The sequence below is a fragment of the Actinomadura madurae genome (genome assembly GCF_900115095.1).
GTDB classification, from domain to species: domain Bacteria; phylum Actinomycetota; class Actinomycetes; order Streptosporangiales; family Streptosporangiaceae; genus Spirillospora; species Spirillospora madurae.
Genome location: NZ_FOVH01000010.1, coordinates 83,948 through 98,634, shown reverse-complemented (window position 1 = coordinate 98,634; position 14,687 = coordinate 83,948). Strand labels below are relative to the sequence as shown.

Genomic DNA, 14,687 nt, shown 5'->3' with positions numbered 1-14,687 from the left:
ACCTCGGCGGGTCAGAGTGAACCGCATCCGACGGCGTTGCCGTCGCTCTCACCCCATCGAGGAGGACCGCCATGGTGTACGCACAGCCAGGAACAGACGGCAGCATCGTCAGCTTCGCCCCGCGCTATGACAACTTCATCGGCGGCGACTGGGTCGCCCCGGTGGAGGGCGAGTACTTCGCCAACCCGTCGCCGGTCACCGGGAAGGAATTCTGCGAGGTCGCCCGCTCCTCCTCGGCCGACATCGAGCTGGCACTGGAGGCCGCCCACGCCGCGGCCGACCGGTGGGGCCGCACCTCCGCCGCGGAACGCGCCGGCCTCCTCAACAAGGTCGCGGACCGGATCGAGGAGAACCTGGAGCGGCTCGCGGTCGCCGAGACATGGGAGAACGGCAAGGCCGTCCGGGAGACGCTCGCCGCCGACCTGCCCCTGGCCGTGGACCACTTCCGCTACTTCGCGGCAGCGGTGCGCGCCCAGGAGGGCGGCGTCGGCGAGATCGACGCCGACACCGTCGCGTACCACTTCCACGAGCCGCTCGGGGTGGTCGGACAGATCATCCCGTGGAACTTCCCGATCCTGATGGCCGCCTGGAAGCTCGCCCCGGCGCTGGCCGCCGGCAACTGCGTGGTCATCAAGCCCGCCGAGCAGACTCCGGCCAGCCTGCTGCTGGTGATCGAGCTGATCGCCGACCTGTTCCCGCCCGGCGTGCTGAACGTGGTCAACGGGTTCGGCGTCGAGGCGGGCAAGCCGCTGGCCACCAGCCCCCGCGTCGCCAAGGTCGCCTTCACCGGCGAGACCACCACCGGCCGGCTCATCATGCAGTACGCGTCCCAGAACATCATCCCGGTCACTCTGGAGCTCGGCGGCAAGAGCCCCAACATCTTCCTCGACGACGTGCTCGCGGCCGACGACGACTACCTCGACAAGGCGGTCGAGGGCTTCGTGATGTTCGCGCTCAACCAGGGCGAGGTCTGCACATGCCCGTCCCGGGCGCTCGTCCACTCCTCGATCTACGAGGAGTTCATCGCCCGCTGCGTGGCGCGCACCGAGGCCATCGTCAGCGGCGACCCGCTGGACCCGGCGATCATGATCGGGGCGCAGGCGTCCAACGACCAGTACGAGAAGATCCTCTCCTACATCGACATCGGCCGGCAGGAGGGCGCCGAGCTCCTCACCGGCGGCGGCCCCCGTGCCGTTCCCGGGCTCGAGGGCGGCTACTACGTCGAGCCGACCATCTTCCGCGGCACCAACAACATGCGCGTCTTCCAGGAGGAGATCTTCGGTCCGGTCGTCTCGGTCACCACGTTCGACTCGGTCGACGAGGCCCTGAAGATCGCCAATGACACGCTGTACGGCCTCGGGGCCGGCGTGTGGACGCGGGACGGCAACACCGCCTACCGCCTCGGCCGCGAGATCAAGGCGGGCCGGGTCTGGGTGAACAACTATCACGCCTACCCCGCGCACGCCGCCTTCGGCGGTTACAAGAAGTCCGGCATCGGGCGCGAGACCCACAAGATGATGCTCGACCACTACCAGCAGACCAAGAACCTGCTGGTCAGCTACTCCACGCAGAAGCTCGGCTTCTTCTGATGGGCGCCCGCACCAGGCGCGTCGAGTTGACGCCGGCCGCCGAGGACCTGGTGCGGCGGCTGGCCGGGCGGCACGGACCGGTGATGTTCCACCAGTCCGGCGGCTGCTGCGACGGCAGTGCCCCCATGTGCTACCCGCGCGGGGAGTTCATGGTCGGCGCCTCCGACGTCCTGCTCGGTCATGTGGCCGGCGACACCCCCTTCTGGATGAGCGCGGACCAGTACGCGTACTGGTCGCACACCTACCTCACCATCGACGTGGTCCCTGGCCGGGGCAGCGGTTTCTCCCTGGAAGCCCCAGAGGGCGTGCGCTTCCTCTTGCGCTCCCGGCTGCTGGCCGACGAGGAGACCAGCCGCATCGAGGCGGAACCGCCGTTGCCGACGGGGGCCGAGGTGACGGGGTGACGTGAGCCCCTCCCCGGCCGCCTGGAAGAGCGACGCCCCTTCGGCGCATCTATGGGCGCTCGCTCGTCAAGCCAGTGCGGTCGGGGAGGTACCAAACGGCCGTCGATGCGCCGAGCCGCCGTGCTAGGGATGTTGTTGTCAAGCACCTACACGGTCGGCGGCCAATGACGGGCAGGGAGGAAACGAGAAAGCCGAACGTTCGGCATCGCGGCTGGCTATCTCGGTGAGCCGGAGGAGGTCGGTGATGACGGCCTCAAGCCGGTCAGCGGCCTTCAGCGCCTCCGCGGCTGCGGTCCGCCAGTCGACTTCGGCGGGGTGCAGCAGCGCTTCTTCCAGTCGAAGCCGCAGTGCCGCCATGGGGGTGCGCAGCTCGTGGGCGGTTCGGGCGTGGCATGTGGAATCGGCCCACGGAAGCGGGACGATGCCGGTGACCGCCGCCGCGTCACCAGCGGCGGTGCCGGGGCGCTGTGCGGTCGAGCAACTGCTGATCAGGTGTGAGGTGGTCATAACCGGTTCTCTTTCAGAGTAGGGCCGTAGGCTGCCTCAGCCGGTCCCGGCCAGGGGCGCCGCCGGCTCCGTTGACATAGACGACGCTACGAGCGGGAGCTGCCCAGGACCATCCGTCAACCTACGGATTGCAGAGCCCAACCGGCGGCGAGGTGGGCAGATACTGGCGGTACGCCCGGTCCCGCACCGGGCGACGATGGCGGGACCGGGCAGTCGTTGGCCGCCGGCGGCGTTCAGTCGCGCGACATGCGGGATCCTCCGTCCGGAGCCTTCCGGCGCAGTGCGAGGCGGGGCAGCAGGGGCGCGGCGGTGCCCCTCCGCGCGGCCCCCGTCCACGCACCCCATCCGTAGGCGAGGTCGTCGAGGCGGTGGACGGCCAGGTAGGTGACCACCCCGAGATCGGTGCCGGAGCGGCGATGGTCGGCCAGGCCCTCGGCGAGGGCGGCGGCGGCCAGCACATAGCGAGCCCGGCGATTCGCGGCGGCGACGGCGACGGCGATCGGCCAGTGGTGCCGGACGGCGCAGCGCAGCAGTTGCTCGCCGGTGCCGCGCAGTGCGGCCAGCGACAGCAGCACCCCGGCTTTGACCGGGGTGTCGGCGTCGGGCATCCGCCGCGCCAGCCGGACCGCCGCCACACCCGTCAGCACGAGGCCGGCGGCGGCCGGGCCCGGCCTGCCGCGCAACAGCAGCGCGCAGGCGGCCAGTGTCCACGGCGACGCGTACAGCGGAGGAACCCGCCCGGGATGCCGCAGCGCGAGGTCGGCGGCGCCGGTGCCGTATCCGACCCGCTGGGCGAGCCAGGACCGCAGGTCCGTGCGGTGGGCGTGCCGGACGCGGGACGCGGGAACGTAGCGCAGCCGCCAGCCCGCCTCGTGCAACCGCTGGCACAGGTCGACGTCCTCGCCGACCCGCATCGCGGGGTCGAAGCCGCCGCCGACGGCATCGCGCCGGAGCACGACGGTGGCGGTCGGTACGTACGGCACCGCGGTCAACGGCACGACCGGTCCCTCCCGCCCACCCATGTCCAGGGGCGAGCGGACCCGCTCGTACCGGTCCAGCGGGCGCGGGGCCGCCACGGGCAGCGCGCACACCCGAGGTGCCGCAAGGGCCACCATCGGATCGGTGAACTGCGCCAGGAGGGGGGCGAGCCAGCCGGGTTCGGGGACGATGTCGGAGTCGCAGCACGCCACGAACGAGGTCCGTGCCTCACGCAGCCCGGTGTTGCGGGCCGCCGCGGGACCCATGTTGCGCGGATGCACGAGAAGCCGGGTGCCGTGGCGTCCGGCGACGCGGGCCACCGCCCCCGGGTCGTCGGAGCCGTCGTCCACCACCAGGATCGGCAGGCGGGAGGTCTCGGCATCGGCGCGCAGGGCCGCCAGCAGCCGGTCGAGCCGGTCGCCGCGGTCACGCACGGGGATCACGATCGTGGTGTCACGGACCGTGACGGCGGGCGGGCGCGGGTTGACGACGTCGGCGTCCAGCAGCCGCCGGGCGAGCGCGGCGCTCGTCCGATCGGTCACCTTGAACCGGCTGCTCGCCAGCAGGCGCACCGCCCCGTCCCCGAGGCGCAGCAGGCGCGGCGGCGAACCGCCCAGCATCAGCCGCCCATCCCGCGAGCGGTGCACGTTGGGAGTGAGTTCGACCGCGAAGCCGTCCGGCAGGCGCGCATCCCGCGGAGGCCGCGGGCTCGTCGGAGACCTCATGCCGTGAATCCCCCGTCCGCAGGCACGAGCGAGCCGGGAGGTCATGGGGTCGGCTCGAAGGGCCGCGGCGCGGACACCGCGGTCCCGAGGGTGCGCGTGAAACCCGGCGGAACCACCACATCGTCCCTGGTCAGCTCGCTGACCGAGGAGCGGCCGAGGCCGAGCAGCGCCGAGTCGATACCGCCGCGCAGGATGTCCAGGACGTTCTCCACCCCGGCCTGCCCGCCGGCGCCCAGGCCCCACAGGTACGCGCGGCCGATCATCACCGCGCGGGCGCCGAGCGCCAGTGCCTTGACCACGTCGCCGCCCCGCCGGACGCCGCCGTCCAGCAGCACCTCCACCGAGTCGCCCACCGCGCCGGCGATGGCCGGCAGCGCGCGGATCGGCGCGGGGGTGGAGTCGAGGTTGTTCCCGCCGTGGTTGGACACCGAGATGGCGGTGACCCCGGCGTCGACCGCGCGCAGGGCGTCGTCCAACCGGCACACGCCCTTGAGCATGAACGGCCCGTCCCACAGGTCGCGCAGCCACCGCACGTCGTCCCACGTGGGCGGCGGGCTCTGCATCCACTCCCCGTACGCACCCAAGAACGTGGGCGCCTCCAGGCCGGGGCCGGCGACGTTGGGCGTCGTCAGGTCGGGCAGACCCCGGGCTCGCAGGAAGCCGAGCAGCCAGCGCGGCCGCGCGAGGGCCTCGGGCGCGAACCGCGCCATCTCCCGGAGGGTCAGCCGCTCGGGGATGCGGGGGCTTCCCCGGTCCCGGCCGTGGGAGAAGGACCAGTCGAGCGTGACGATCAGGCCCTTGGCCCCGGCTTCGCGGGCGCGCGCGATCCGGTGTTCCATCGCGTCCTTGCCGCCCATCCAGTAGATCTGGAAGAACGTGCGGGGGTTGGCCGCCACCACCTCCTCCAGCGGCTTGCTCGCGAACGAACTGAGCCCCATCGCGGTGCCCCGCGCCGCCGCCGCCCGCGCCACCGCCACTTCTCCATCGGGGTGCACGGCCTGCACCCCGGTCGGGGAGATGATCACGGGCAGTGAGATCTCCTCGCCCATGACCGTCGTGCCCTGGTCTCGCTCCCCGGACAGGCCCGCCACGTGCGGCGCGAACCCCAGTTCGGCGAACGCGGCGGTGTTGTCGTCGTAGGAGACGCCTTTCTCCGAACCGGCGAGCAACGCGCCGTACACCGATCTCGGTAGGCGTTTTTCGGCCAGCCGCTGCGCGTGCGCCACGGTCTCGAACCAACCGCTCATGACCGTCCTTCCGTTTCGTCTGGTCGCGGGCCGGGTGCCGTTCGCCGGTGGTGGCCTGTCATGAAGGCCCCATCCCGGCCAGGGGGCTCTCGTCGCAGGGGCGGGGCGCGGCCCGGACGGCGGGCATGCCGAGGGCGACAGTGCGGCGCGAATGGTCGTTGCCCTGGCGCGGTGCGGCCGCCGGATCGACGAACCGCAGGGCGGCCTCGCCGTGGCCCTTGACGCACTCGGGATCGGGGCCGTCCAGCGGCAGGCCGGTGAAGAACTTCGCGGCCATGCATCCGCCCTGGCACGCGTCGTACGCCGAGCAACCGGCGCACGCTCCCCCCGACGAAGGTCGGCGCAGGTCCGCGAACAGCGCCGACTCGCGCCACACCCGCTGGAACCCGCCGGGCGAGCGGACGTTGCCCGCCATGAACGCGTCGTGGATGGCGAACGGGCAGGCGTACACGTCACCGACCGGGTCGATGAGGCAGACCACCCGTCCCGCGCCGCACAGGTTCAGCCCCGGCACCGGTGTGCCGAGCGCGTTGAGGTGGAAGAACGAGTCCCCGGTGAGCACCCGTTCGCCGTGGTCGAGCAGCCAGGCATGGATCCGGCGCTGCTGCTCGGCTGTGGGGTGCAGCTCGTCCCACACATCCGCGCCGCGGCCGGACGGCCGGAGCCGGGTGATCCGCAGCTGCGCCCCGTACCGGTCGGCGAGGGCGCGCAGGTCGTCGAGCTGCGGAACGTTCCGTCGCGTCATCACCACCGAGATCTTGAAGTCGGCGAACCCGGCGGCGGCGAGGTTCTCCATGGCTCGTACCGCCATGTCGTAGGAGCCGGGGCCGCGCACCGCGTCGTTCACGTCGCGGGTCGCCCCGTCCAGGGAGATCTGCACGTCCACGTAGTCGGTGGCGGCCAGGCGCCGCGCGCGCTCGGGGCCGAGCCGCACCCCGTTGGTGGAGAACTTCACGCCGACCCGGTGGGCGACCGCGTAGTCAAGCAGGTGCCAGAAGTCGGGGCGGACGGTGGGTTCACCGCCGCCGACGTTGACGTAGAAGACCTGCATCCGCTCCAGCTCGTCGATGACTGCCTCGAGCTCCGCGGTGGACAGTTCCCGGGGGTCACGCCTCCCGGACGATGACAGGCAGTGCGCGCAGGACAGGTTGCACGCGTACGTCCACTCCCAGGTCAAGCAGATCGGGGCGTCCAGACCGCCCTTGAACTGCTCCGCCAGGGCGGGGACGCGTTCGGTGCGCGGAAGGTCGTGAAGGGTGGACATCACCGCACTCCCATCGGTGGCCCCTCAACGGGGGACGATCATGTCGGCCGCTGCCAGCGAGCCGAGCGCGCGCTGGAAGACGTCGCGCCGGTCACCGGGGACACCCGCGAGGGCGTCACCGGCAGTGGGGTACCGATCCAGGTTCCGGACCAGCTCGACCAGTCCGGGGGCCTTCAGGAACGACAGCCGCCGGTTTCCGAAGTGGTACGCGAGCGCCCCGAACGGCTCGGGGCGCAGTGCGACCGACGGGCTCAGCCGGTAGGGCCGGGCCGCGTCGAAGTAGGGCCGGGCCGCGTCGAAGGGGGCCGTCATCGCGGGCACCTCAGTAGACGCCGCACATGCCGTCGATGGAGACCTCCTCGACGAGGAGCTCCTCGTCGAGGAGGTCGGGAACGGCCTCGGCGCCACCGGCACCGTCGTCGCGCGGCTGCTCGCTGTCGCTGATGTCTCGCATCGGATCTCCTCCGGTGGGTGGGCCGGCCGGTCGGCCGGCGCTTTCGGCGGTCGGGACTCGACGTTAGGAGCGGGCGCCGGCCCGTCTCGCCGTACTTTCGGCCGTCCCCGGCCCCTCCGGTCGGACAGGTGCCCCTGCCCCGCTGGCGATTACCGGCCGGTAGCCGTCCATCCGGGCGGGGGCCGGCCCCTCCGTCCGCGCCCGCTTCCCGTCCGGCCGGCCGGTACCGGCGCCGTTCCGCGTCCCGGAAGGTGAATCGGACACAGCCCACCCCGTGGAAAGGAACGTCTCATCATGCAAGTCGAGGAGCTTCTCAAGCCGTTCCCCATCAAGGAGTTCCACCCGTTCCCCCGTGCCATGCTCGGGCCGGGCGCGCACGAGCTGATCGGCCCGGAGGCCAAGAAGCTGGGTTTCCGGCGAACGCTGGTGATGACCACGGGGCTGCGCGGCAGCGACACCGTGCACAAGATCGTCGAGTCGATGAAGTACCACGGGCTCGAGGTCGTGGTGTACGACGAGGTCGAGTCGAACCCCAAGGACTACAACGTCATGGACGCCGTGACGCTGTACCAGGAGAACAAGTGCGACTCGTTCGTGTCGATCGGCGGCGGGTCCTCGCACGACGCCTGCAAGGGTGCCCGCGTCTCGGTGGCCCACGACGGCCGCAACATCAACGAGTTCGAGGGCTTCAACAAGTCGGAGAACCCGCAGAACCCGCCGCACATCGCGGTGTCCACCACGGCCGGGACGGGGTCGGAGACGTCCTGGGCCTACGTCATCACCGACACCACCACCGACCCCGACAACCCGCACAAGTACGTGGCGTTCGATGACGCCTGCGTGGCGACGCTGGCGATCGACGACCCGGTGCTCTACTACGACTGCCCGCTGGACTACACCGCGCAGTGCGGGTTCGACGTCCTCGCGCACGCGTCCGAACCGTACGTGTCCCGGCTGGACTTCCAGCCGTCGCTGGGCAACGCGCTGCACGCGATCAAGCTGACGGCCAGGCACCTGCGGCAGGCGGTCTGGAACGGCCAGGACCTCGCCGGCCGCGAGGGGATGATGTACGCGCAGTACATCGCGGCGCAGGCGTTCAACTCCGGCGGTCTGGGGATCATCCACTCCATCTCGCACGCGGTCAGCGCGTTCTACGACATCCACCACGGGCTGAACAACGCCATCGCCCTCCCCCGTGTGTGGGCGTTCAACATGCCCACGCAGTACGAGCGGTTCGCCGACATCGCCGAGGCGATGGGCGTCGACACCCGCGGCATGACCAAGGTGCGGGCCGCGGAGGCGGCGGTCGCCGAGGGCATCCGGCTGCTGCGCGACGTCGGCATCCCCGAGAAGTTCACGGACGTCAAGCAGGACACCTACAGCAAGAACCGGCTGGGCAAGGGCCCGACCAAGTTCTACGAAAGGGCCAAGGAGGTCAGGGGCGACGCCGCCGACATCGATCGGATCACCAACCACGTCCTCGGCGACGCCTGCACCCCCGGCAACGCCAAGGAGTGCACGTTCGAGACGGTCCGCCCCGTCGTCGAGCACTGCATGACCGGTGACCTGGACGATCTGCTCACCTGAGCCTCCCCCGGGAGGGCCGTGGCACGTCCTCGCCCTCCCGGGCCTTCCCAGCAGTTCGCAGTCCCGACCTCGCCTGCCCTTCCCGGACGGAGGAACCGTGCCCGACACGCCCCGGCTTCCCGACGACACCGCACCGGCTCCCGACACTGCACCGGCTCCCGACACGACGCGGCACGAGTTCGGCTCGGTCGACGAGGTCGCCGACCGGTTCGCCGACCGCGGCTACATCACCGACCGCCGCCTCGCCACCACCGTGTTCCTGCTGACCCGCCTGGGCAAGCCGGTCCTGCTGGAAGGGCCGGCGGGGGTCGGCAAGACCGAGCTGGCCAAGGCGCTCGCGGCCGTGACCGGACGCCGCCTGCTGCGCCTGCAGTGCTACGAGGGACAGGACGAGAGCCGCGCGCTGTACGACTGGGACTACGGCAAGCAACTCCTGTACACGCAGATGCTGCGCGACAAGATCGGCCACCTCACCGCCGACGCCCCGGACCTGGCCGCGGCGGTGCGGCGGATCGAGGCGCAGGACGAGGTGTTCTTCTCCGAGCGGTTCCTGTCGCCGCGCCCGGTCCTGGAGGCGATCCGCGGCGCCGAGCCCGCGGTGCTGCTGATCGACGAGATGGACCGGGCGGACGAGGCGCTGGAGGCGGTGCTGCTGGAGTGCCTGGCCGAGTACCAGGTGTCGGTGCCGGAGATCGGCACGTTCACCGCGCGGGTTCCGCCGTACGTGGTGCTGACGTCCAACAACACGCGCGACCTGTCGGCGGCCCTCAAACGCCGCTGCCTGCACCTGTTCCTCGACTACCCCGCCGCCGAGCGGGAGCTGGAGATCCTGCGCTCCAAGCGGACCGGTCTGCCCGAGGCCGCCGCCCGGCATCTCGTCCAGGTCGTCCGGGGGCTGCGCGAGCTGCGGCTCCGCAAGAACCCCGGGATCTCCGAGACCGTGGACTGGGCCCGCACACTCGCCGTGCTCGGCGTCGAGGAACTCGACCCGCGGGTGCTCGCGGACACGGCCGGCGTCGTGCTGAAGTACGAGCGCGACCTGCGCCAGGCCCTCGACGTCCTACCGCGCCTCGTCGACCCGAACCGCACCCTTCCCGAACCCGGCCACGGACATGGCCACGGGCACGGGCACGGACACGGGCACGGACACTCCGGCAACGGTCATGCACCACCCGACGACGAGAGCGACGGCCGGGCGGTCCGCGCCGCCAAGGACCTGCCCCACCGTCACGACGAGGGCTACTACGGGGCGCCCGGCCGGGGACCCGCCGGCCGCCCCGCCCCGGGAGCCGGCCAGGGCGCTCGCGCGTTCGCCGCCCTCACCCGCCGCCGCGACGGCTGACCGGGAGGACGGGATGGAGGCCGCTGTCCACCGCTTCGTGCGGGCGCTCCGGCTCTACGGGATGCGCGTCTCCGTCTCGGAGGGGGCCGACGCCATGCTCGCCGCCGCCCAGCCCGGCGTGCTCGGCGGGAGGGAGACGCTGCGCGAGGCCCTGCGCATCACCCTGGTCAAGGACCGCCGCGACGAGGCGCTGTTCGACGAGCTGTTCTCGGCGTTCTTCTCCCTGCGCCCGCTGAGCGGGGACGCGGACGGACACGGACACGGGCATGAGCACGCCGACCTCACCGACGAAGGCGAACTCGAATCCTTCGCCGTCTCCGACGAGCCGTCCCAGACGCCCCGGCAGGGGCACAGCCACGGCAAGCCCGCCGACATCCGGGACCTTTTCCACCAGCGCGACCTCGCCCAGCGCTACAACCTGCACCAAGAGGCGAACAAGGTGGACATGACGTCGCTGACCGACGAGATCGTCCTGTCCCCGGACGGTGCCGCCGGGCCGGGCGCCATGCAGCCGGTCCAGTTGCAGATCGAGCGCCTGCACGGGGCGGGAGTCCCTGGGCGGCTCGCACCCGATACCCGGCGCCGGATCGACATGGAACTGGCCGTCGCCCCGCACGACGTCCCCGGACCGCCCGACACCTCCGGCGACCCGGCCCCCGGCGCGTCGCCGCGGCCACCGGCGGGCATCATCGACCACCTGCCGGAACTGCTGAAGCGGTACCTGGACCGGCTGGCCGAACTGGAGCAGGTGGCCGTGGAGTCGGCCCGGATCGCCGAGCGCGCCCGCGCCGAGGCCGTCGACGAGGGCGAGCGGACGCGGCTGGAGGAGGCGCTGCGCCGCGTCGGCCGGTCCCTGCGCGGCGCCCCCACCGGCCGCAGGCGCGGCGCCCCAAGCGGCCGCATCCATCCCGCCCGCACGATGCGCGGCAACATGCGCTACGACGGGGTGCCGTTCCGCCCCGCCACCGTGACCCGCGCCGACGACCGGCCGCGCCTGCTGGTCCTCGCCGACGTCTCGCTGTCGGTGCGGGCGACCGCGAGGTTCACGCTGCACATGGTGCACGGCCTGCAGGCGCTGTTCGGGCAGGTCCGGTCGTTCGCCTTCGTGGACGAACCAGTGGAGATCACCGAACTTTTCGCCGAGCACCCCCTCGAACGCGCACTCGGGCTGGTCTTCGACGGGCTGCCGGAGGGGGGCCTGCTCGACACCGGCGCGCACTCCGACTACGGAGGGACCTTCGAGATGATGCTGGCCGAACACGCCCCCGCGCTCGGGCGGCACACCACCCTCCTCGTCCTGGGCGACGGCAGGGGAAACGGCAATGACCCGGCGCTCGGCACGTTCGCCGAGATCACGCGGAGGGTCCGGGAGACGATCTGGATCACCCCCGAGCCCCGGTACTCCTGGCGGCTGGGCGCCTGCGACCTGCCGCTCTACGCCGAGCACTGCGACCGGGTGCACGTGGTGGCGGACCTCTCCGCGCTGGAGCGGACGTCCCACCGGCTCGCGGAGGGGGCGGCGGGACGATGACGTCCCGCTTCCGCGCCGCCGGGACGGCGCCGTCGTGATGGACCCCGCCCAGCTCATCGCCGCGGCGGCGCACCGGCTCGACCCGCTCGCGCCGCACCCGCCCGGCCGGTACACCGATCACCTCGTCCGAGTCGTCCGGGTCGCCCCTCCCCGACCCCGGACAGCCGCGAGCGGGCACTGCGCGCCCGCCGCTCAGCCGCGCACCGCACCGGGCCGCACCCCCGTGATCCGGACCGAGCACTTCCGCCTGCACCGCGGCGCCCGCCGCATCCAGCTCGACCACTGGCTGCGTCCCGAGCAGCTCGACAACGACCTGGCCGGGCTCCTCGCGAGGGAGCTGTTCGCACCCGGCTGGGTGTCGGGCCTCGACGTGTTCGAGCGGCTCTTCACCGGGGTGGTGCGCAGCTGCGTGGACGGCCCGCTGAGCGCCTGGTGCACGTTCTACGCCAACACGCTGGCGCGGATCAGGCAGGACCGGCGCCCGGCCGGGGCCACCGCGTGCTCGTCGATCGCCGGCTTCGCGCCCGTGTACCGCCGCGCCCTGGACCTCGTCCCGCCGGGCCCGGTGCTCGACGTGGGGTCCTGCTTCGGGTTCCTGCCGCTCATGCTCGCCGAACGCGCCGGCGGCCACGTCATCGCCTCGGACCTGTCCGCCGGCACCATGCGGCTGCTGCGCGCGGTCGCGGCCGCGCGCGGAACACCGCTGGACACGCTGACCTGCGAAGCCGTACGCGTCCCGTTGCCGGACGGCTGTGTCGACACCGTCACCGCCATCCACCTGCTGGAGCACATGGACGCCGCGCAGGGCGGCGCCGTCGTGCGGGAGGCGCTGCGGCTCGCCCGGCGGCGGGTCGTGGTGGCCGTCCCCTACGAGGAGGAGCCCACCGCCGCCTACGGGCACGTGCGGGTCGTCGACCGCGCCGCCCTCACCGGCCTCGGCCGCGCCGGCGGGCACCCCTTCCGCGTCGACGACCACCACGGGGGCTGGCTCGTCATCGACACCGGCACCTAGATGAGGCCCATCTTGGTGGCCTCGTAGACGACCTCCGCGCGGCTGCTCGCCTCCATCTTCCGCATGATGTTGCGGAGGTGGAACTTCACGGTCGTCTCCGAGATGTACATCTCCATGCCGATGTCCCGGTTGCTCAGGCCACGCGCGAGGAACTGGAGCACCGTCAGCTCCCGCTCGGTGAACTTCGGCTGCTCGGAGACCATGCGCATCGACCGCATCATCGCCGCGGACGAGTGCGAGTCGAAGGCGCACTCGTCGCGGGCCACGGCGCGGATGGAGCGCAGCAGCTCGGTGGTGTCCACGTCCTTCACCACGTAGCCTCGGGCGCCGTGCCGCACCGCCTCCACCACCAGCGAGTCGTCCAGGAAGGTGGTGAGCACCAGCACCGCGAGCCCCGGATGGCTCCCGGTCAGCCGCGCGCACAGCTCCATGCCCTCGGTGTCGGCCCCCGTGGACAGCTTCAGGTCCAGCAGGACGATCGTGGGGCGGGTCCGCTCGACGACCACGAGCGCCTCCGCGGCCGTGCTCGCCTCCCCCACCACCTCCAGGTCCGCCTCGCGCTCCAGAATCGAGCGCAGCCCGTGCCGGACGATCGCGTGGTCGTCGACCAGCACGATCCGCACGGTTCCCGCGCCCTCCCCGGCGCCGGCTCCGGCCCCGGTCTCCGTCCCCAGCTCACCGATCATGTGCGGCCTTCCCCTGCGGATAGCACCGGCAGCGGGATCTCCACCCGTACCATGACGCCTCCCATCCCCGACCGTCCGATGGACAGCCGGCCGCCCATCTCCTCCGCCCGGACGGCCATGTTCGTCAGCCCTCGGTGGCGACCCGAGAGGTCTCCGGCCCGCGACACCACCAGTGCACGGCGGAGCTGGGCCGGGTCGCCGCTTCCGTCGTCGGACACGCTCACCGTCACCCCGGTCGGCCGGTAGCGCAGCCGGACCAGCGCCCGGTTCGCCTTGCCGTGCGCGGCCGAGTTGAACAACGCCTCCCCGACCAGCCGCAGAATGGACTGCTCGGCATGCGGCGGGAGCGGCACCGCGCCGCCCTCCGTCCGCACCCGCACGTCCAGGTCGGTCGGAAGGTGCACGGTCGACAGCCGTTCCAGCATCACCGGCAGGGGCCCCGCCGGCTCCTCAGACGTGTGGTGCAGGGCGTAGATCGAGGCCCGCAACTGCTCTACCGCCTGCCGGTTCAGGTCCTTTGCTTCGGCCAGCCGCCCGGCGATCGCGGCGGCCGGCCCGCCCTGAGCCGCCAGCTCCGCCCGGCACACCTCGACGATCATTCCCGCGCTGAGCACGTACTGGGTGACGCTGTCGTGTAGTTCCCGTGCGATCCGGTGCCGCTCGTCGTCCAGGGCCTGGCGCTGCATCGCGCCGAACAGGAGCTCCTGCGTCGCGGCCAGCTCGGCGTTGCGCGCGGCCAGGTCCCGGGCCTGCCGCTCCGCCGCCTCCGACAGCTCCTCCGTCCGCCCCCGCAGCATCGTCGCCGCGTGGAACAGATAGGAGTTGTGCAGTGCCACCGCCGCCTGGTTGGCCAGCACGCGCAGGATCGCCAGGTCGGTGTCGGCCATTTCCACGCCCGGGCCGGGACGCGCGGCGATCGCGCCGACCGGCTCGTCGTCCAGTGCCATCGGGGCCCGGACCCAGACGCCGTCCGGGTCGGCGGACATGGCCTCCCACGGCCGGGACCGCAGCACCGCCAGGTGCTCCCGCGGCTCGGCGGGCAGCAACGCCTCGTCGTCGATCAGCACGTCGTCCGCGTACAGCAGGAACCTCGGCCGGGCGGCGCGCAACGCGCCGTCCGCCACGACCAGCAGTAGCCAGTGCGCCTGCAGATGCTCGGCCGCGGCCCGGACGACCGCCTCGACGAGGGCGCGCGGCCCCTCCGCGGTGCGCACCAGGGCGCGGGAGATGCTGTCCAGGGCCGCGACCGTGTGCTCCAGCCGCTCGTTGGACCGCACGTAGGCCGGATAGAAGGAGTGCTTGCCCGAGCGCAGGCCCGTGAGGACACCGAGGTCGTGCGCGGGGTCCGGGGCGCTCATCCG

At 72.3% G+C, this 14,687-nt stretch carries 14 protein-coding genes; 6 read left to right on the top strand and 8 right to left on the bottom strand.

The window, feature by feature from the left end:
• The first annotated feature begins 71 nt into the window (after window positions 1-71).
• Complete coding sequence (exaC, locus tag BM339_RS26380; protein WP_075022557.1) at window positions 72-1,589, top strand: acetaldehyde dehydrogenase ExaC; 1,518 nt, start codon at window positions 72-74, stop codon at window positions 1,587-1,589.
• A complete protein-coding gene (locus BM339_RS26375) occupies window positions 1,589-1,993 on the top strand; it encodes a DUF779 domain-containing protein (protein ID WP_075022556.1) in 405 nt (134 codons plus the stop codon). Before exaC ends, BM339_RS26375 begins: the two co-directional genes overlap by 1 nt.
• A gap of 138 nt (window positions 1,994-2,131) precedes the next feature.
• On the opposite strand, the gene BM339_RS26370 is transcribed toward BM339_RS26375, so the two are convergent.
• From BM339_RS26370 to mftA, 6 genes are all read right to left on the bottom strand, one after another.
• Window positions 2,132-2,500 (bottom strand): histidine kinase dimerization/phospho-acceptor domain-containing protein, encoded by a 369-nt coding sequence (locus tag BM339_RS26370; protein ID WP_075022555.1) that lies wholly within the window; start codon window positions 2,498-2,500, stop codon window positions 2,132-2,134.
• Between the two features lie 233 nt (window positions 2,501-2,733).
• Window positions 2,734-4,203 carry a mycofactocin biosynthesis glycosyltransferase MftF gene (gene mftF / locus BM339_RS26365; protein ID WP_075022554.1) on the bottom strand — a complete coding sequence of 490 codons (1,470 nt, stop codon included), beginning with the start codon at window positions 4,201-4,203 and terminating at the stop codon, window positions 2,734-2,736.
• A gap of 41 nt (window positions 4,204-4,244) precedes the next feature.
• The gene (gene mftD / locus BM339_RS26360; RefSeq protein WP_075022553.1) at window positions 4,245-5,450 is read right to left on the bottom strand and encodes a pre-mycofactocin synthase MftD; all 1,206 of its coding nucleotides are present in this window, start codon (window positions 5,448-5,450) and stop codon (window positions 4,245-4,247) included.
• A 58-nt stretch (window positions 5,451-5,508) separates the two neighbouring features.
• The gene (mftC, locus tag BM339_RS26355) at window positions 5,509-6,714 is read right to left on the bottom strand and encodes a mycofactocin radical SAM maturase (RefSeq protein WP_075022715.1); all 1,206 of its coding nucleotides are present in this window, start codon (window positions 6,712-6,714) and stop codon (window positions 5,509-5,511) included.
• Window positions 6,715-6,738: 24 nt separating this feature from the next.
• Window positions 6,739-7,026: a mycofactocin biosynthesis chaperone MftB gene (gene mftB, locus BM339_RS26350; RefSeq protein WP_075022714.1), complete on the bottom strand. Its 288-nt coding sequence runs from the start codon at window positions 7,024-7,026 to the stop codon at window positions 6,739-6,741.
• A 10-nt stretch (window positions 7,027-7,036) separates the two neighbouring features.
• Complete coding sequence (gene mftA, locus BM339_RS26345) at window positions 7,037-7,168, bottom strand: mycofactocin precursor MftA (RefSeq protein WP_075022552.1); 132 nt, start codon at window positions 7,166-7,168, stop codon at window positions 7,037-7,039.
• Window positions 7,169-7,462: 294 nt separating this feature from the next.
• On the opposite strand from mftA, the gene mdo reads away from it, so the two are divergent.
• From mdo to mftM, 4 genes are all read left to right on the top strand, one after another.
• Entirely contained in the window at window positions 7,463-8,755 is a 1,293-nt protein-coding gene (gene mdo / locus BM339_RS26340; protein ID WP_075022551.1) for an NDMA-dependent methanol dehydrogenase, read from the top strand.
• 97 nt (window positions 8,756-8,852) lie between these two features.
• The gene (locus tag BM339_RS26335; RefSeq protein WP_075022550.1) at window positions 8,853-10,097 is read left to right on the top strand and encodes an AAA family ATPase; all 1,245 of its coding nucleotides are present in this window, start codon (window positions 8,853-8,855) and stop codon (window positions 10,095-10,097) included.
• Window positions 10,098-10,110: 13 nt separating this feature from the next.
• Window positions 10,111-11,628 (top strand): VWA domain-containing protein, encoded by a 1,518-nt coding sequence (locus tag BM339_RS26330; protein ID WP_075022549.1) that lies wholly within the window; start codon window positions 10,111-10,113, stop codon window positions 11,626-11,628.
• Between the two features lie 37 nt (window positions 11,629-11,665).
• The gene (mftM, locus tag BM339_RS26325; RefSeq protein WP_075022713.1) at window positions 11,666-12,640 is read left to right on the top strand and encodes a mycofactocin oligosaccharide methyltransferase MftM; all 975 of its coding nucleotides are present in this window, start codon (window positions 11,666-11,668) and stop codon (window positions 12,638-12,640) included.
• On the opposite strand, the gene BM339_RS26320 is transcribed toward mftM, so the two are convergent.
• Both BM339_RS26320 and BM339_RS26315 read right to left on the bottom strand, forming a co-directional pair.
• On the bottom strand, window positions 12,637-13,326 hold the full coding sequence (locus tag BM339_RS26320) for a MadR family response regulator transcription factor (protein ID WP_075022548.1): 690 nt from the start codon (window positions 13,324-13,326) through the stop codon (window positions 12,637-12,639). The two genes, mftM and BM339_RS26320, sit on opposite strands and share 4 nt — an antisense overlap.
• The gene (locus tag BM339_RS26315) at window positions 13,323-14,684 is read right to left on the bottom strand and encodes a MadS family sensor histidine kinase (RefSeq protein WP_075022712.1); all 1,362 of its coding nucleotides are present in this window, start codon (window positions 14,682-14,684) and stop codon (window positions 13,323-13,325) included. Before BM339_RS26315 ends, BM339_RS26320 begins: the two co-directional genes overlap by 4 nt.
• Window positions 14,685-14,687 lie beyond the last annotated feature (3 nt).